The 18,002-nt window shown below is 33.3% G+C and carries 16 protein-coding genes; 6 read left to right on the top strand and 10 right to left on the bottom strand.

The annotated features are described in order from the left end of the window. Positions 1-56 precede the first annotated feature (56 nt). Together DK508_RS17805 and DK508_RS17800 are read right to left on the bottom strand one after the other, a co-directional pair. Entirely contained in the window at positions 57-1,451 is a 1,395-nt protein-coding gene (locus tag DK508_RS17805) for an OmpA family protein (protein WP_109302136.1), read from the bottom strand. Between the two features lie 284 nt (positions 1,452-1,735). Further along, a complete protein-coding gene (locus tag DK508_RS17800; protein ID WP_109302135.1) occupies positions 1,736-4,891 on the bottom strand; it encodes an exodeoxyribonuclease V subunit beta in 3,156 nt (1,051 codons plus the stop codon). 190 nt (positions 4,892-5,081) lie between these two features. Between DK508_RS17800 and DK508_RS17795 the strand changes: the two genes are divergently transcribed. Further along, positions 5,082-5,690: a superoxide dismutase gene (locus tag DK508_RS17795; protein ID WP_109302134.1), complete on the top strand. Its 609-nt coding sequence runs from the start codon at positions 5,082-5,084 to the stop codon at positions 5,688-5,690. A gap of 271 nt (positions 5,691-5,961) precedes the next feature. Here the strand turns inward: DK508_RS17795 and DK508_RS17790 are convergent, their stop codons facing one another. The 5 genes from DK508_RS17790 to DK508_RS17770 all read right to left on the bottom strand — a co-directional run bounded on the left by DK508_RS17790 (position 5,962) and on the right by DK508_RS17770 (position 10,940). Then, positions 5,962-7,860 (bottom strand): amidophosphoribosyltransferase, encoded by a 1,899-nt coding sequence (locus DK508_RS17790; protein ID WP_109302133.1) that lies wholly within the window; start codon positions 7,858-7,860, stop codon positions 5,962-5,964. Between the two features lie 85 nt (positions 7,861-7,945). Then, entirely contained in the window at positions 7,946-8,875 is a 930-nt protein-coding gene (locus tag DK508_RS17785) for a PfkB family carbohydrate kinase (RefSeq protein ID WP_109302132.1), read from the bottom strand. An 82-nt stretch (positions 8,876-8,957) separates the two neighbouring features. Beyond that, on the bottom strand, positions 8,958-9,554 hold the full coding sequence (locus tag DK508_RS17780; protein ID WP_109302131.1) for an START domain-containing protein: 597 nt from the start codon (positions 9,552-9,554) through the stop codon (positions 8,958-8,960). A gap of 98 nt (positions 9,555-9,652) precedes the next feature. Next, entirely contained in the window at positions 9,653-10,288 is a 636-nt protein-coding gene (locus tag DK508_RS17775) for a viroplasmin family protein (protein ID WP_109302130.1), read from the bottom strand. A 76-nt stretch (positions 10,289-10,364) separates the two neighbouring features. Beyond that, positions 10,365-10,940: a phosphoribosylglycinamide formyltransferase gene (locus tag DK508_RS17770; RefSeq protein ID WP_109302129.1), complete on the bottom strand. Its 576-nt coding sequence runs from the start codon at positions 10,938-10,940 to the stop codon at positions 10,365-10,367. Between the two features lie 183 nt (positions 10,941-11,123). Here DK508_RS17770 and DK508_RS17765 point away from each other — a divergent pair, with 183 nt between their 5' ends. The 5 genes from DK508_RS17765 to pyk all read left to right on the top strand — a co-directional run bounded on the left by DK508_RS17765 (position 11,124) and on the right by pyk (position 15,470). After that, complete coding sequence (locus tag DK508_RS17765; protein ID WP_024768509.1) at positions 11,124-11,357, top strand: acyl carrier protein; 234 nt, start codon at positions 11,124-11,126, stop codon at positions 11,355-11,357. A gap of 17 nt (positions 11,358-11,374) precedes the next feature. Then, positions 11,375-12,628: a beta-ketoacyl-ACP synthase II gene (fabF, locus tag DK508_RS17760; protein ID WP_109302128.1), complete on the top strand. Its 1,254-nt coding sequence runs from the start codon at positions 11,375-11,377 to the stop codon at positions 12,626-12,628. 4 nt (positions 12,629-12,632) lie between these two features. Further along, on the top strand, positions 12,633-13,370 hold the full coding sequence (gene rnc / locus DK508_RS17755; RefSeq protein WP_109302127.1) for a ribonuclease III: 738 nt from the start codon (positions 12,633-12,635) through the stop codon (positions 13,368-13,370). A 181-nt stretch (positions 13,371-13,551) separates the two neighbouring features. Then, on the top strand, positions 13,552-14,043 hold the full coding sequence (locus DK508_RS17750; protein WP_160114780.1) for an IPExxxVDY family protein: 492 nt from the start codon (positions 13,552-13,554) through the stop codon (positions 14,041-14,043). Next, on the top strand, positions 14,043-15,470 hold the full coding sequence (gene pyk / locus DK508_RS17745) for a pyruvate kinase (protein WP_109302125.1): 1,428 nt from the start codon (positions 14,043-14,045) through the stop codon (positions 15,468-15,470). The genes DK508_RS17750 and pyk overlap by 1 nt, the downstream gene beginning before the upstream one ends. A gap of 58 nt (positions 15,471-15,528) precedes the next feature. Here pyk and DK508_RS17740 read toward each other — a convergent pair whose 3' ends face one another. Genes DK508_RS17740 through DK508_RS17730 form a run of 3 tightly spaced genes read right to left on the bottom strand, consistent with a single transcriptional unit; the run spans position 15,529 to position 17,860 of the window. After that, entirely contained in the window at positions 15,529-15,942 is a 414-nt protein-coding gene (locus DK508_RS17740; RefSeq protein WP_109302124.1) for a response regulator, read from the bottom strand. Positions 15,943-15,966: 24 nt separating this feature from the next. Further along, positions 15,967-17,418, bottom strand: coding sequence for a PAS domain-containing protein (locus tag DK508_RS17735; protein WP_109302123.1), 1,452 nt, complete (start codon positions 17,416-17,418; stop codon positions 15,967-15,969). 46 nt (positions 17,419-17,464) lie between these two features. Beyond that, positions 17,465-17,860, bottom strand: coding sequence for a DUF2721 domain-containing protein (locus DK508_RS17730; RefSeq protein ID WP_109302122.1), 396 nt, complete (start codon positions 17,858-17,860; stop codon positions 17,465-17,467). Between the last annotated feature and the right edge of the window lie 142 nt (positions 17,861-18,002).

Below are 18,002 nucleotides of genomic sequence, written 5' to 3'. Positions count from 1 at the left end.
AAAAAACGTCCCGATAATATCGGGACGTTTTCCTAATTTATTAGTAAGAGATATTCTTATTTCACTAAGTTAATCTCAACACGTCTGTTTTTAGCTCTACCAGCTCTAGTTTTGTTAGTAGCGATAGGCTTGTCTTCACCATAACCAACAGCTGATAATCTGAATTGATCTACACCGTTTTCAACTAAGAAGTTTTTAACAGCATTAGCTCTAGAGTCAGATAATCTCTGGTTAAGTTTAGCACTACCAGCACTATCAGTATGACCTTCTACAGTAAATTTAGCAGTAGGATACTCTTTTAAGATAGCGATGATATCCTTAAGTACTTTGTTTGATTCTTCTTTGATACTAGATTTACCTGAATCAAATAATACTTGTGCAGCATATTCGTTAAGAGTTTTCTGAATCTCTTCAGTTACTTCTGGACAACCATTGTTTGCAACAGTACCAGCAACGTCAGGACAGTTATCATCTTTATCTAATACACCGTCACCATCTTTATCTTGGTAAGGACATCCGTTGTTAGCAGCTGGTCCAGCTTCATTAGGACACCCATCCTTAGCGTCAGTGATTCCATCACCGTCAGCATCAGGACAACCATTAAGTTCTGCTAATCCTGCAACAGTAGGACACTCATCTTTAGGATCTGGCACACCGTCACCGTCTGTATCAGCACATCCATTAAATTCTGCTAAACCTGCAGTATCAGGACAGTCATCTTTGGCATCAGTGATTCCATCACCATCAGTATCAGGACATCCATTGAATTCCTCTAAACCAGGAACGTCTGGACATTCATCATCTTTGTCATATATACCATCACCGTCTGTATCTTTACCTCCGAAAGCGAAAGTAAGACCAGCAGAATGTTGGAAATGAGTTGGAGGATAGTTCTCCACTTCGTAATCTTCAAATACATGCTTGTAAGTAGTTTGAAGGTTAAGTGCTAAATTCTCAGTTAACCAAAAGTTAAATCCAAGAGAACCGTTTAATGTTCCAGCACCTACTTCATCTACCCATGTATAACCCCCACCTACACCTAAGTAAGGATCAAACCAACCTGAGTTTAAAACGTTTTTAAGACTATAGCTAATTCTACCATCAGCAGCATAGTAAGATAAATCGTCTACAGAAACTTCTGTTCCATCAGGAAGTTCTCCAGCTTTATCAATTTTGTTAACCGACCCAGAAACAGTAAAAGTAAAACCATCTCCTATATATCTACCAACAGATAATTTGGAAACAGAAGGAAGTACGTTCCAGTGGTCACTAGCATTAAAAAATTCATCGAAAATTTCTCCTTGACTAATTAGGTCTCCCCCAGTAGGGAAAATGTCAACGGCGTTAATGCCTATAGAAACCGCCCAAGGATTGTTTTCATCTTGTGCATTCGCCGTACTAAGTCCCAGTACAAATAACGAAGCCACTAAAAATCTGCTAAGATGTTTCATATTCAATAATTTAATTTTTAAGTGTTAATTAGAGCAAATGTAATATGTTAAACATAACTGTCAAAGATAAATCTAATAAATTTTTCTTAACAGGCCAGTATATATAACCGTTTTCGAGGGTATTGAAGTTTTTTGTTATCGTTTTTCAACCCCAAAAAAAGCGATGATTTTGACCACTTTAGAGAAAAACTTATTGAATTATCTCAATAATTATGATACAATTATAAGATAAAAATACCTTTTATCCTTAAATTTCTTTTAGTAATTGTAAAAACACTACTTATTTATATATATTTTAAAGTGATATCATGGTCAAAGTAAATAAGAATCTTATTAATAACCGTATACCCCATTTCCTGCAAGATTCTACTATATTCAAGAATTTGATTAGCGTGCGAGGCATCGTATGTGCCGGTTTTATAATCTATTATAGTCGTTATGCCATTTTTATCAACCACAACTCTATCCGGCCTAAATAGTTTTCCATTAAAAACAATATCTCTCTCATTGTATACCGTATTTCCTTCAGAAAAATATTGATACAGTTCTGGGTGTTTCACAACGCCCATAAGCTCTTTGGTTATTGCTTCTTTATCCAATATGGTAATTTCTCCTTTTATATAAGCTTCATTAATTACTCCTACCACATCTTGATCCGTATATATTAAAGACATAAGATCATGGATTAAATTCCCCTTTTCTATAGCATTCATTTGCGATGTATCCCAAAGCTTACCTGAGTTGGTTATTATGTGCACTTTATAGGTTCTAGAAAAATCATTGAATCTACTTAACTTTACTACATTGGTTTCATTTCCCTCTATATCTTTTTCTTTATGGTAAGGTCTCGAAGGATTACCAAAAGTATATTCGGTCTTTTCTTGATCCCATAAACCTATATTCTTTAAATAATTTATAAATTTCCCCGAGAACTTGTTAGGATTACTCTCCCCCTTACTAGTAACCTCTAATTTAGAAATGACATACAATTGTTCTTCGGCTCTTGTGAGTACTACATACAAAAGATTAAAAGCATCTAACTCTAATTGCGCTTGCCTATCCAAAACAATTTCCTGAGCATTAACCCCATAATCTGATATGTTTTTATTGTAATCTATAAAGACTTCTTCGAAATTAGAATACTCTTTGTTATTTACAGAAAGCCAGGTTTTGGGTTCTATCTCTCTATATATATCTATATTGGCGTAAGGATAAATCACACAAGGAAACTCTAATCCTTTGGCTTTGTGTATAGTCATAATCTTAATTGCCTTTTCAGACTCTGGAGCCACTATACTTAACTTATCCTTTTTGTCATTCCAGTAAGAAAGAAATCCAATTACTCCCTCTGTATGTTTTTGCGTGTATGAAAACACCACATCCAGAAAAAATTGAAGATAAGCCGGAGTTGCTTTTGCTAGCTTAAAAGAGTTAATGATATATTCTACTGCATCATAAAGAGGTTTAATTTCTAATGACTTAAGATCAAACTCAATACCCAAAACTCTTAACTGGGATAAAAACTCGACCTGCTCACTAAACACCATCTTTTGCAAAAACCTATGTTTATCCTGAATTGAAAACTGCTCTGCAACGAAATGCAAAAGATTAATTTTTGCTAATAGATTTTGAGGCTCTACGAACCATGACAACATATCAATAACGAACTTAACTTCTGGTGCGTTTTGAATCAATAACGTTTCAGAAGAAATTATAGATATTCCTTTTTTAGTAAGAAAATCGGCAATTACAGCTCCTTCTTTTTGTTTTCTCACAATAATACATATCTCATTTAACCCATATCCTTTTCCCTGAAGTTCTAAAACCTGATCAAATACTTTTTGTGGATACAGTTCATTTTCTTCGGCAACATTTTTGGCTTTAACAAAAGAGATATTTACATATCCGTCTTTTTTGGTATTCGTCTTTTGGTTATTACCTAGTACATAAAGTTCTTTATGCTTTATATCACTACAATCATTTGCCAAAAAAGTAAAAAAACTATTATTGAACGTAATAACCTCTTCATGACTACGATAGTTTCTAGGTAAATTAAGGACTTGTTTTTCTTTTACTGAAAAAGGGTTTTGATCTGCAGATAAGTCAATGAACTGTTCTGCTTTTCCTCCTCGCCATCTATATATTGCTTGTTTTGCATCTCCCACAATAGTGATTTGACCTTTCTTTCCTGAAAGTGTTTCGGTTGCCACAGCGTTATCAATCAACGGCACTAGGTTATTCCATTGCAACTCTGAGGTATCCTGAAATTCATCAATAAAATAATCTCGATATCGCTCTCCTAAACGTTCATAAATAAAAGGAGCAGGTTGATCCTGAATCGAATTACTTATTAATGTATTAAACTCTGATATTAAAAGAATTTTTCGATCTTTTTTAATCGCATTTAACTCCTTATTAATCGCATTTAATACTGAAAGAGGAGTTAGGTTTTTAATTATATTTTGAAAAAGGCGGGCTTTAATTAAATCATGTTTAGTTTTTATAAAACTCTCTTCAATCATTGATCTAATGCTATCTATATCTTCTTTTTTATGATGTTCTAATTTACTACTATAAAATGATGCAGATTGAATATCTTGTTTCCATGCCGCTTTAAAATCTATTGCCTTTTCTTTATTAGCAAGTTTTTGAAAATGGGTAGGTATAGAGCCTCTAGTAAAATCCTCAAATTGTAAACCTATTTGTTTAATAGAATCTAAGATTTTATTTGCTGTTGCCACAATAATATCTTGAGTCTCAATAATTCTTCCTGATAATACTTGCTTTAGCTCCTCAAAATCTTGTATACTCTTATTAGAAAACACATTAAGATGTTTGCGGTCATTTTCGCTAAATAAAAGTTTTGCTACTTTTTGAAGCTCTAAAGTAATATCCCAACTTTTGTCATCTTCAATTTTACTATTTGCAAAATCTACAATTAAGTTCGTTAATTCTTTATCTATGCCAATTTTAGAGATAAGTGCATCTATTGCCTCTTGTATCAATACATCTGTATCCATTTCAATCTCAAAATTCATCGGGATTCCAAGATCGTATGCAAATGTTCGAATCACTCTATGTGTAAAAGTATCGATTGTAACAATATCAAAAGCAGCATAGTTATGAAGAATACTATTTAATATAACACCAGCTCTTCTTTTAAGCTTTTCTTCTGTTATTCCGGTTTCTGTGACTAAATCATTAAATAAATTTTCGTGCTTAGAAGAAATAGTATCACTACTGATAGCAATAAGGTTTTCTAAAATCCTCATTTTCATTTCAGCAACCGCTTTATTAGTAAATGTGATCGCTAAAATATTCTTATAACTGTCTTTATACTCTCCTTTTAAAAGAGTGATCAAATACGCTTTTACAAGGGTATATGTTTTTCCTGCTCCGGCAGCAGCATTATAAACGGTAAAAGCAACGTGGGGATCCAATTCTTTTTTTTACTAAAATACTAAAAGGATAGATTTCTAGGCTAAGCTATCATCAAAATATTACTCTTTAATCATCTTATAAATTACGTTTTCGCTTTTAATTAATTTATAACAATTATTAATTTTTATTAATCACTCTAATTGTTAAATTTGATGTCATTTTTATTTTTATTAATCAAAATAATAACATATGTCATTCGAATTACCAAAATTAAACTATGCATTTGATGCATTAGAACCCCATATAGATGCTCGTACAATGGAAATCCACCATGATAAACACCATGCTGGGTATACCAATAAACTAAACGCCGCTATCGAGGGTACTGATCTAGATGGAAAAACTATTGAAAACATTCTTATCAATCTTGATATGTCTAATAATGCAGTTAGAAACAATGGTGGTGGTTATTACAATCATAGCTTATTCTGGGACATAATGTCTCCGAATGGAGGTGGAAAACCTTCTGGAGATCTTGCAGATGCTATTAATGCAGCTTATGGATCTTTTGATGCATTTAAAGATGCTTTCTCTAAAGCTGCTGGTACTCGATTTGGTTCTGGATGGGCATGGTTATGTGTTCATCAAGGAGGAAAAGTAGAAATTTGCTCTACGCCTAATCAAGATAATCCATTAATGCCAGGTATTGGTTGTGGTGGATTACCTATTCTTGGTTTGGATGTTTGGGAGCATGCTTACTATTTAAACTATCAGAATCGTCGCCCAGATTATGTTTCGGCATTTTTTAATGTAATTGATTGGAATGAAGTTTCTAGTCGATATGCACAAGGAAAATAAGATCAAACAAATAGTATTACAAAAAGAAAAAGAGTCACTAATTAGTGACTCTTTTTTATATATATAAATATTTCAAAATGTTCTAAAATAAAAAAAGGTGGAAAGTCCACCTTTTTTTGCCCCAAATCTACCATGAACTTAACCTACTTATGCTATGGCTTTGCTAATATAAGACGGAATTTCATTGTGAAAAAATGTTTTAGATGAAAGGTCAAAATACTTGTTGAAATACACAAATTAACCATTTTTAACAACAAAATTTTTGCCTTTTTTAGTACGCTCTTTCGTTTTTCCCTTCATAAAAATTTATGAAGGCTTTATTTACTACTCTATTCCCTCCAATTGTTGGGTAATCCCCCGTAAAATACCAGTCTCCCAGATTTTTAGGACAAGCCTTATGCAGGTTATCTACCGATTGATAAATGATTTTAACTTCGGCATTTACCGTTTTATCACTCAACAATTCTGCAATTTTATCACTGATCTCTTGATCAGGAAATCCAGCATAAATTTCCTTTACAAAATTTTGAACTTCTTCATCTGCCAAATTTTCTTGGGCCTTACATTTTTCATAAACCCGTTCTACCAAATCATAATTCCCATTTTCTTTCAAAAGTTCTAATGCAGCTTTAAATGCAATTAATCCTTCTAATCTTGCCATATCAATTCCATAGCAATCAGGGTATCTAATTTGAGGTGCCGAAGAGACAATTACAATTTTCTTTGGCTGTAACCTGTCCATCATTTTAATGATACTCTTCTTTAGAGTAGTACCTCTTACGATACTATCATCTATGATTACTAGATTATCCTGTGATTTTACAACTCCATAAGTCACATCATATACATGAGCAACAAGATCATCTCTACTACTATCTTCGGTTATAAACGTACGAAGCTTAGCATCTTTAATTGCAATTTTCTCTGTTCTGAGTCTAGATGACAGAATTTCAGCCAAACGTTCATCTGTTAAATTATCTTTTTCAGAAAGTATAGTTTCATTTTTCTGCTTATTCAATTCATCTTGTGCAGCTTCAACCATACCATAGAAAGATGTTTCTGCCGTATTAGGAATAAAAGAAAAAACTGTATTTATAGTATCATGATCAATTTCTTTAAGAACCTGAGGCATGATTAATTTTCCTAATTTTTTTCTTTCCTCATAGATTTCAGCATCACTTCCTCTAGAAAAATATATCCTCTCAAACGAACATGCTTTACGTTGTAATGGTTCTATAATTTCTTTTATCGAAGTATCTCCATTATTTTTTACTATGATAGCTTTTCCTGGATCTAATTCAAGTACTTTCTCGAAAGGAACATCAAATACGGTTTGTATTACAGGCCTTTCCGATGCAACCACAACAACTTCATCATCCTTATAGTAATACGCAGGCCTAATCCCTGCAGGGTCTCTTAATACAAATGCATCTCCATGTCCTAACATTCCTGCCATTGCATATCCGCCATCCCAATCTCTTGAAGATTTTTTGAGAATTTTAGCTACATTAAGTCGCTCTACGATTTGAGGAGAAGCATCAATCTTATTAAAGCCTTCTTTTTTTAATTTTTTATACAATTTAGCTACTTCAGAATCTAAGAAATGGCCAATTTTTTCCATTACAGTAACCGTATCCACTTTATCTTTTGGATGCTGACCTAATCTCACCAGGTTATCAAATAACACATCATTATTAGTCATATTGAAGTTTCCGGCAACAATAAGATTACGATGCATCCAGTTATTTTGTCTTAAAAAAGGATGAACACTCTCTACACTGTTTTTACCAAATGTACCATAACGTACATGTCCAAGTAGCACTTCTCCTATATAAGGTATATTCTTTTTTTGTAGATCAACATTATCTGTATATTCGGGGTGGTCACTTAATTCTTTATTAATTCTATCATTTATTTGAGAGAATATATCTTGAATAGGCTGAGACTCACTAGAACGAACTCTACTTATATAACGTTCTCCAGGAGGGGTGTTTAATTTTATACTTGCAAAACCGGCACCATCTTGGCCTCGATTATGTTGCTTTTCCATCATTAAATACATTTTATTGACACCATAAAATGCACTTCCGTATTTTTGTTTATAATACTCTAATGGCTTCAGTAGACGAATAAATGCTATCCCGCATTCGTGTTTTAACGCATCACTCATTGTATTCCAAAAATTCTAAGTTGTTGTGTTGGGTAAACCATAATTAAAAAAGCCCCAAAGCATTGTTTAGGGCTATATTTTATATTTAAGACAATTCTATTTCGAATTGTGTTAATTCTTTAAACTGTTGAAGTCTTTTCTGAACTTCTTCTCGACTTAAGTTTTCCATTCGTTCTGTTCCAAATTTTTCTACGCAAAAAGAAGCCAAATTAGAAGCATGGATAATCGCATTTTTCATATTCTCGAAAGAAATATCTTTTGTTTTAGTCAAATATCCTGCAAAACCTCCTGCAAAAGTATCTCCAGCTCCAGTTGGATCAAACACTTCTTCTAACGGAAGCGCTGGCGCAAAGAAAATCTGATCTTTATGAAACAATAACGCTCCATGTTCTCCCTTCTTGATAACTACATAGGAAGGTCCCATTTTTTCAATAGCCCTTGCTGCTTTTACCAAAGAATACTCACCACTTAATTGTCTAGCTTCTTCATCATTTATTGTAATCACATCTACTTTTGCAATCACTTTACGTAAGTCTTCGATAAACGCATCTTCCATCCAAAAATTCATGGTATCAAGAATTGCCAGTTTTGGTTTTACACTAAACTGTTCCAAAACACTAAGCTGTACCGATGGATTTAAATTACCCAATACTACAATTTCTGCATCCTTATAATTATCCGGAACTACGGGTTGGAAATCTGCAAGCACATTAAGTTGCGTTTCTAATGTATCTCTAGAGTTTAAATCGTTATGATATTTTCCGCTCCAAAAAAAAGTTTTACCACCTTCTACAATTTTTATGGCAGAAGTATCAATATTTTTCTCCTCTAATGTTTTAAAATAATCCTTTGGGAAATCTTCTCCAACAACAGAAACTATTGCCGACGGAATATTAAAATTAGATGCAGAAAGAGCAATATATGGTGCTGCTCCTCCTAAAATTTTGTCAGTTTTTCCAAATGGGGTTTCTATAGCATCAAAAGCAACAGAACCTACAATCAATAATTTGCTCATAAAATAGCTTATAATTTTTTTGCAAATATACACTTTACTTTTCAAGCAAATCCATCAAAAGTAAAGACTTCTTAATTCATTCTTAAGAATTGACATTTTCGAGTGTGTGTTTTAAAGATGTAAAGGTTCGAAAAGGTCCCGTAACCAGTAATGAATTTGTAACGAATGGAGGCAATGTCCCTTCAGGATTAATATATAATTGTTGTGTTATTTTTACCGTACCGCCCTCTTGTTCAAGCAACCAATACCCTGACAATTCTTGTATACGAAGAGTTTTTTCTAACTCAGGAATTTCATTAGGAACTGCATTAATGAATAACTTTACTTTATTGTCGGATATCTTTTGAACGTTTAATTTAGATACGACATCTCTATTTTTTATTGGCCAAGGGAACTCATTCCTTACATAAAAAATATATTCTTGAGCATCATTTACTTTAACCAAATGACTTATTCCTTCCTTACAATTTTGCATATATTCTGGAGCTTCAAGAAGTTCTTGAACAACACTTTCTAAAGAAGTTTTAATGATTGTTGTTGCTTTATATTCCTTGTACGGACTATCTTTATAATCACGAACCCATATTTCAATGTCTCGTTGATTCTTGGCTAGTTTCCAATTAGATTGATTATATCCTAATACAGGAACAAGAAGAAGTAAGTAGTAAATAGTTTTCATGTACTATGCTTTTCGAACTCAAAAATTTTAAGTTTAGTAGAAAAAAGCACTGTTTTATTACAAATATCAATGTTAAATACTATTAATGACTATTTTATTTACTTTCTACCAAAATCGGCAGGAATTTCGCCCCAGGCTTTAGTTTCCCATTTTACAATTTTGGTTGAGTAAGTATTCTCTTTTAACCATAATATCCCACGATCCACCAATTCAAACATTGCAGCATTTTTTGGATTCCTTTTTAACTTTGTTCTACATACCTTTTGTTTTACCCAACCTATTGCAATTTTAGAATCTGAATAAATAATACGATCACTATTTTTCTTTTTTAAATAAGCCAGACCATGAACCAATGCCAAAAATTCTCCTATATTATTTGTCCCTTGTTTAAAAGGCCCTTGATGAAATAATTGTTTTTCGGTTTGCGTATCTACACCTCTATATTCCATAACTCCAGGATTACCACTAGAAGCCGCATCAACTGCAATAGAATACAAATTTGGCTCCCCTATTTTTTCTAATTGTTCTGTTGTTAATGTCTTTTTGGATTTACTTTTACCCTTATAATCATCATAATTTCCGTTATATGCCTTTTTGGCTATATCAAAAGAGTCAAAAGATTTATATTTTGCAGATGCATATCCTTTTACTGCAGCCTTACAATCATCCCATTTGGTATAAATCCCAGGTTTGTGTCCTTCCCAAACCACGTAAAATTTCTCTTTTTTTGCCATTTTTTCAGTTGATAGTCAATATAGTGTCCATTCTTATAAACAGCCATACATAACTTTATCTTAGTATGAAGTTCTTTTACTGTTCTTTTGGAAACAGTAGTTTTTCTATAACGATAGGAAAATGTTTATATTCTAATTGATGTATGGCATGGGCCACATCCTCGGCGGTGTCATTCTTATCTACTGGCGTTTTTGCCTGAAAAATAATCGCTCCCTCATCATAATGTTCGTTCACATAATGGATCGTAATACCACTTTCTTTTTCTTTATTTCTAACAACTGCTTCATGAACATGATTGCCATACATTCCTTTTCCTCCATATTTTGGTAATAATGCAGGATGAATATTTATTACGCTATTAGGAAAAATATCGATAATCTTTTTAGGAAAAATCCACAAGAAACCAGCAAGGACAATTAAGTCAGGTTGAGCATCTTTTAAAATATTAAGTACGTCATTTGTGTCATAAAATGACACTCTGTCAAAGTGTAACGCCTTTGTTTTTAGGTCATGAGCCCTTCGTAAAACTTTGGCACGCTGGTTGTTAGAGAACACATGTGTAACCTCAGCAGTTTTTTGAGTTTGAAAATACTTTATAATATTTTCGGCATTGGTGCCAGAGCCCGAAGCAAAAATTATTATACGCTTCATACGTCTTAAAATTGATGATTAATAAAGCACAAAAAAAACAATTATTATTAACATAATAGGTGGCAAAAACATAATACTTCCCTATATTTGATAAAAAGGCACATACATTTTTACGGGATTATGGGGTTTTAAAATAAAGTTTTTTATTTTTGCCTCCTAAATTAAAAATTAAAATTAAACATTATGTCAGACATTGCATCAAGAGTAAAAGCGATAATCGTTGACAAATTAGGTGTAGACGAAAACGAGGTTGTAAACGAAGCAAGCTTCACAAACGATCTAGGAGCTGATTCGCTAGACACTGTAGAATTGATTATGGAGTTCGAAAAAGAATTCGATATTCAAATTCCAGATGATCAAGCTGAAAACATCGCTACAGTTGGTCAAGCAATATCTTATATTGAAGACGCAAAGTAATAACTTCACAACAAAGTATGAATCTTAAGCGAGTTGTAGTCACAGGACTAGGTGCATTAACACCTATCGGTAGCAATATTGATGAATATTGGGATGGATTAGTAAATGGGAAAAGCGGTTGCGCACCTATAACTTATTTCGATACCGAAAATTTCAAGACTAAATTTGCTTGTGAAATCAAAAATTACATTCCCACGGACTATTTTGATAGGAAAGAAGCACGTAAACTTGATAAATTTGCGCAGTATGCCATTGTCTCTTCAGAAGAAGCAATACAGGATGCTGCTATCGATCTTGAGAAGGTTGACAAATTTAGAGTTGGTGTGATCTGGGGAGCTGGAATCGGAGGAATAGAAACTTTTCAGGAAGAAGTAGTTGGGTATGCCCAAGGAAATGGAACACCACGTTTCAATCCATTCTTCATTCCTAAAATGATCGCCGATATCGCTCCTGGACATATTTCTATTAGAAATGGTTTTATGGGACCAAACTATACCACAGTATCTGCCTGTGCTTCTTCTGCAAATGCGATGATCGATGCACTAAACTATATTCGTTTAGGTCATTGTGACATTATCATTACAGGAGGAAGTGAAGCTGCAGTTACAATAGCGGGTATGGGAGGATTTAATGCGATGCACGCTTTATCTACGAGAAATGAAAGTCCAGAAACTGCTTCTAGGCCATTTGACGCAACCAGAGATGGTTTTGTTCTTGGCGAAGGTGGTGGGGCTCTAATTCTTGAAGAATATGAGCACGCTAAAGCACGAGGTGCTAAAATCTATGCCGAAGTTGTTGGAGGAGGAATGTCTAGTGATGCTTATCACATGACGGCCCCTCATCCTGATGGAATTGGTGTAGAGCGTGTAATGCTAAATTGCTTAAGGGATGCAGGTGTAACACCAGAACAAGTAGATGCTATAAACACTCATGGAACATCCACTCCTTTAGGAGATGTTGCAGAATTGAAAGCTATTACTAAGGTTTTTGGAAGTCATGCACCTAACATCAATATAAATTCAACAAAATCTATGACAGGACACTTGCTTGGTGCTGCCGGAGCTATTGAGGCAATCGCTTCAATCTTGGCTATGCAAAAAGGTATAGTACCTCCTACAATCAACCACTCAGAAGTGGATGAGAATATAGATGCTAGTTTGAATTTAACCTTAAACAAAGCACAGAAACGTGATATCACATATGCAATGAGTAATACCTTTGGTTTTGGAGGTCATAACGCTTGTGTGTTGTTCAAAAAATTAGACGAATAATAAAATGAATGTTATTCGAAACATACTAAGTTCCCGATCTGAAAAGAACGGGAATTTTTTTATTAAAATTCAAAAGATTTTAGGGTTCAAACCTAAAAATATTAAGCCATACGAGAAGGCATTTACCCACAGATCCCTTAATTTAAAGGACAAAAAAGGAAATGCGGTTAATTTTGAAAGGCTTGAATTTCTTGGTGACGCTATGTTAAGCAGTGTTATCGCCTCCCATCTTTTTAAAGAAGTTCCTGAAGGAAATGAAGGCTATCTTACCAAAATGAGAGCCAAAGTAGTGAGTAGAAAACATCTTAATGAATTAGGAAAAGATCTTAAACTCATAGAATTAGTACGTACCAATATCCCGAAATCACAATTTGGAATAAACATACACGGAAATCTTTTTGAAGCTTTAATTGGTGCTATTTATCTAGATCGTGGATATGTCTACTGTGAGCGATTTATAAAAGAAGCCGTTATTGATCCTTATGTTGATATCGAAAGTCTTGAAGGGCAGGTTATCAGTTATAAAAGTTTACTAATAGAATGGTGCCAAAAAGAAAAGAAACCTTTCAACTATGAAATTTATGAGGATACCGGTAGAGATGAGATGAAACACTTTGCCGTAAAACTATGGATAAACGATAAAGTAATTGCAAAAGCCAGAGCAACCTCAAAGAAAAAAGCTGAAGAAAAGGCATCAAAAAGGGCATATTTTGCATTTCAAAATAAAATATCCCTTCAATAAAGCTATATAATTTACTCATCAAAACCCCTTATTTGATCATTTTATAGCCTAAATATCTCTTTTCTTTATAAAAGATACTAACTCAATCGTTTTCGTGAAATATCTTTAAATTTAATTAAAGTTGTTAGATTAAATTATTTGTATATTTCCCGTTAATTCTGAAAACAAAAACAAATTCAAAGTGGCTATTCAGCGGTTAGTATTAGATACCATTACCGACGATGATTATGAACTTATTGCCATTCATTGTTCATTAGCTCCGTACCGATTAGCATTTCTATTAAACAAACATCTGAATTTAAAACTTTTTAGAAAAAACAAAGACGTCAATTTTGAATATGATGATGTGGTAGCAAATTTTCCGCTTTATCAATATGATGATCTTTTTCAATATAACACATATAATCTTTTGGGTAATAAATTTAAAACCAAAACAGAGCCTAATCAATCAGCTCCCCAAGGATTATTTGCTACGTCAGAGGATTCTTATGTTACTAAATATCTAATCCCTGAACTTAAAAATGTGGATTACTTCTTAAAGATAGAGACAGAGTCTTCTATGTTTTCGAGTAAACCAATGTTGACCCATATGCTCACTGTTACGCAAATTATAACTGCATATCCAGTAGATCATACAGAACTTAAATCAAAGAACAACTTAATATTTGAATAATGCCGAAACGTAAAAGAACCAAAATAGTTGCTACTCTAGGCCCCGCAACAAGTAGTAAACAAGTTTTAAAGCAGATGCTAGAGGCTGGTGTAAACGTATTTAGAGTAAACTTCTCTCATGCAGATTACAGTGACGTGAAAGAACGTGTTAAAATCATACGGGAACTTAGTGAAGAACATGGTTATAATGCTTCGATATTGGCAGATTTACAAGGGCCAAAATTGAGAGTTGGTGTTATGAAAGGAGATATTATCGTAAACAAAGGAGATACCATCAATTTTGTTACCGGAAAGCCTTTTGAAGGCACCAAAGAACAAGTGTATATGAATTACCAAAGCTTTCCTAAAGATGTGAAAGCTGGTGAAAGAATATTATTAGATGACGGTAAATTAATTTTTGAAGTTGTTTCTTCAAACGGTAAAGACACCGTTAAAACGAAAGTAATACAAGGGGGGCCTTTAAAATCTAAAAAGGGCGTTAATCTCCCTAACACCAATATCTCTTTACCTGCCTTAACAGAAAAAGATGTAAAAGATGCCATTTTTGCTTGTGAGCAAGAAGTAGATTGGATTGCTTTATCTTTTGTAAGACACGCTCAAGATTTGATGGAGCTACAAGAGATTATCAAAAAACACAGTGATCACAAAATCCCTATCATCGCCAAAATAGAAAAGCCTGAGGGGGTAGAAAATATTGATAAAATAGTAGCCTATTGTGATGGGTTAATGGTTGCTAGAGGTGATTTAGGAGTTGAAATCCCTGCACAGGAGGTTCCTCTTATTCAGAAAAAATTAGTATTGCGAGCTAAAACTGCAAGGATACCGGTTATTATTGCTACGCAAATGATGGAAACTATGATCGATAGTCTTACACCAACGCGAGCAGAAGTAAACGATGTTGCCAATTCTGTAATGGATGGAGCAGATGCCGTTATGCTATCAGGAGAAACATCGGTAGGAAAATATCCTGTGCAAGTTATTGAGACTATGACTAAAATAATAAATAGTGTAGAAAACTCTGATCTAATAACGGTTCCTCAAGACCCTCCTCATATTAGGACCAGTCGTTTTATAACAAAATCTATCTGTTATCACGCTGCGCATATGGCTAATGATATTGATGCAAAGGCTATCTGTACATTAACCAATAGTGGTTATACTGCCTTTCAGATTTCGGCATGGAGACCCGATGCGCATATTTTAGTTTTTACCAGTAACCGAAGAATCCTTTCTCAACTTAGTTTACTATGGGGTGTAAAGGCATTTTTTTATGATCGATTTGTAAGTACTGATGAAACCGTAGAAGATATTAATCAAATAGCTTCAGAACGTGGTTTTGTACAATCAGGAGATATGCTTATCAATCTTGCTGCTATGCCAATTACATCAAAAGGAATGGTAAATACACTACGAGTATCACAAATCTAAAAAGCTCTAATTTTAAAAGTATACATATACAAAAGACCTCACTCATTGAGGTCTTTTTTTATAATACCTCTCCCAAGAAAATAGCTTCCAAATCTTCTATGGTAACCGGTTTAATTAGATAATCTTTTACAGAGTTCATCTGCTTAGCTTTTTCTATATCTACGGGGTTAATGGATGAACTTACAATGTAAAGCGTAATAACTTTATTGATTTTATTTTCAATCTTCGTAAAATTTTCTAGAAATTCCCATCCGTCCATAATGGGCATGTTGAGATCTAAAAAGATAATTTCAGGAATACTTTTTTTGTCTAGATTATTTAAAATAGCTTCAAAATAATTAAGCGCTTCCATTCCGTTTTGGAATATCATTAGATTTTTACAAAGTTTTTTTGCTTCGATAATCTTTTTTACAAGATTTACATACATGCTATCATCATCGATAATGCAAGCTAATCCTATGGTATGACTCATTGTGAAGGGGGTTGGTTATGTGGTTTAAAATTCAATCAAAAAAGTGGTTCCTTTATCTACTTCGCTTTCTATAGCAATGTTTCCGTTTAGTGATTCTACTTGGTTTTTGGTTAAAAACAAACCTATTCCTACTGCATCCTCGTTGTAATGAAATGTTTTATACATACCAAACACTTTATCCTTAAATAGTTTCATATCTATTCCTCTGCCATTATCTGTTATTTTTAGATATTTTGATTTTCCTTTTTCATATGTTTTAATCTCGATCACAGGATCCCTTTCTTTATGCTTATACTTAATTGCGTTTGTAATTAAATTTAACAAGATACTTTCGAGATATGCAGGGATATAATCGATCTCTTTTAATTGACTAAAATCTACATCTATGCTGGTTTTACTTACAGCAATCATTTGACCAATACCGCTAGTCACCAAACTTAATGCATCCTGAAATTTTACAGATCTTCTTTCTTGATCTTTATTGGTATGAATCGCAACAATTTCATTAAGGTGTTCTATAGTTGTATTTAAACTTGATGATATCTGCGTTATTTCTTTAATCAATGCTATCTTCTCGGTAGGATCATCTATATCCTCTATTAATTGTACCAATAATGACAAATTACTAGTATGAGATCTAAGGTTGTGAGATACAATATGAGCAAAATTGAAAAGTCTTGAGTTTTGAGATGCAATAATATCTATAGATTTCTGTAGTTTAAGTTCTTTGGTTTTTATATCATCTATATCCTGAAAAACACCACGAATACCAATGATTTCTTTATTTTCATTATACACCGGTTTTCCGATCGCCCTAACCCAAAAGATTCGCTTATTGGCCGTAACCATTTTAATCTCGGTATTAAATGGTGTGCCTGCCATTGCACAATTAAAAAATAAATCCGCTGCTTGTTGTCTACAATCTTCTGAATAGTAGTTGGCAGAATCCTTTAAAGATGGCATATAGTCATCCTCATACTCCAAAATTCTTCTGGTTTCAAAATCCCAATAACTCTTTCTTTTATGAAAATCTACATACCAGCTCCCCGTAGCAGTCATTTGGGCTGTTTCTTTATAATAGAAATTATCTTTTGAGATATCTTGCTCTGGCTCTAACTTAATTTCGAAAAAAAAGATGAGATAGATTTCGGACTTAATATTTACTGGTAACTCATCATTTGTAGCACATCTAAACAGTTTATAATTTCCTTCTTTGGTCAGGATTTTTATATGCTGCTTAAAATTTACCTGATTACGGCGATAATTGAGAAAGTTATCTCTAAACACCTCTACATCTTCTTTGTGAATGAGATGCTCTAGAAAATAATCGATATCAGGTTTAATTTCTTTTTCATCAAACCCAAGAAACGTATAGAACTTTTCGGACCAAATTTCTCTACTGGGATCAACGTGTAACTCCCAATGACCTGCATTGAAATCTCGTATTACATTGTTAAAAAGTTCATTTTGAAGCATTAAGAAGGTTTTATGGGGGTAATGATACTAACAAGATAAGGATTTATTAGTTATTTTCTTCAATTCTATCCAACCTGATTGACAGCGCTTTAGTAGAAATTTGAACCTCTACAAAAGACAATAACAATGAAATCATAAGGCAAAATAAACTTATGCCAAATACAATATTTGCCCATTTATTCATCTCAATATATAACAAAAACATAGTGATTACACTCGTAAGAAAACTGGCAATGGCAATTGCTTGCATGTTCTGAATTAGCCACAATCGTTTTCTTAAATTTTTAATCTGTAATACTGTGTTTTGTGATGGAGATGCTATATACTCTTTATGTAATTGCCTAATTAAAGCAGCAATAGCCAGGTATCGAGCATTATACGCCAACATCGTTAAGGATATTGCAGGAAATAATAGTGCAGGAATACTCATTGTAAGTGTCATAGCATATATATTTATCAATTCTAATTTGTTTTAAAAGATAGTATAATATCTTGGTAATTATTACTCGTCTTACCAAAATACAAAAAGCTACCATAACACTACGGTAGCTTTTGTTTCTTATTTGTACCACATACTCATACGT

The organism is Aquimarina sp. AU474 (assembly GCF_900312815.1).
Lineage (GTDB): Bacteria > Bacteroidota > Bacteroidia > Flavobacteriales > Flavobacteriaceae > Aquimarina.
This window is presented reverse-complemented; position numbering and strand designations above follow the sequence as displayed.

What these genes read in the sequence shown, in the direction of transcription:
- rnc (WP_109302127.1), top strand. Translation starts at nt 12,633, where the DNA reads ATGAATGTTATTCGAAACATACTAAGTTCCCGATCTGAAAAGAACGGG.
- pyk (WP_109302125.1), top strand. Translation starts at nt 14,043, where the DNA reads ATGCCGAAACGTAAAAGAACCAAAATAGTTGCTACTCTAGGCCCCGCA.
- DK508_RS17790 (WP_109302133.1), bottom strand. Translation starts at nt 7,860, where the DNA reads ATGAGTGATGCGTTAAAACACGAATGCGGGATAGCATTTATTCGTCTA.
- DK508_RS17775 (WP_109302130.1), bottom strand. Translation starts at nt 10,288, where the DNA reads ATGGCAAAAAAAGAGAAATTTTACGTGGTTTGGGAAGGACACAAACCT.
- DK508_RS17735 (WP_109302123.1), bottom strand. Translation starts at nt 17,418, where the DNA reads ATGCTTCAAAATGAACTTTTTAACAATGTAATACGAGATTTCAATGCA.
- DK508_RS17730 (WP_109302122.1), bottom strand. Translation starts at nt 17,860, where the DNA reads ATGACACTTACAATGAGTATTCCTGCACTATTATTTCCTGCAATATCC.
- fabF (WP_109302128.1), top strand. Translation starts at nt 11,375, where the DNA reads ATGAATCTTAAGCGAGTTGTAGTCACAGGACTAGGTGCATTAACACCT.
- DK508_RS17785 (WP_109302132.1), bottom strand. Translation starts at nt 8,875, where the DNA reads ATGAGCAAATTATTGATTGTAGGTTCTGTTGCTTTTGATGCTATAGAA.
- DK508_RS17780 (WP_109302131.1), bottom strand. Translation starts at nt 9,554, where the DNA reads ATGAAAACTATTTACTACTTACTTCTTCTTGTTCCTGTATTAGGATAT.
- DK508_RS17805 (WP_109302136.1), bottom strand. Translation starts at nt 1,451, where the DNA reads ATGAAACATCTTAGCAGATTTTTAGTGGCTTCGTTATTTGTACTGGGA.
- DK508_RS17770 (WP_109302129.1), bottom strand. Translation starts at nt 10,940, where the DNA reads ATGAAGCGTATAATAATTTTTGCTTCGGGCTCTGGCACCAATGCCGAA.
- DK508_RS17765 (WP_024768509.1), top strand. Translation starts at nt 11,124, where the DNA reads ATGTCAGACATTGCATCAAGAGTAAAAGCGATAATCGTTGACAAATTA.
- DK508_RS17795 (WP_109302134.1), top strand. Translation starts at nt 5,082, where the DNA reads ATGTCATTCGAATTACCAAAATTAAACTATGCATTTGATGCATTAGAA.
- DK508_RS17740 (WP_109302124.1), bottom strand. Translation starts at nt 15,942, where the DNA reads ATGAGTCATACCATAGGATTAGCTTGCATTATCGATGATGATAGCATG.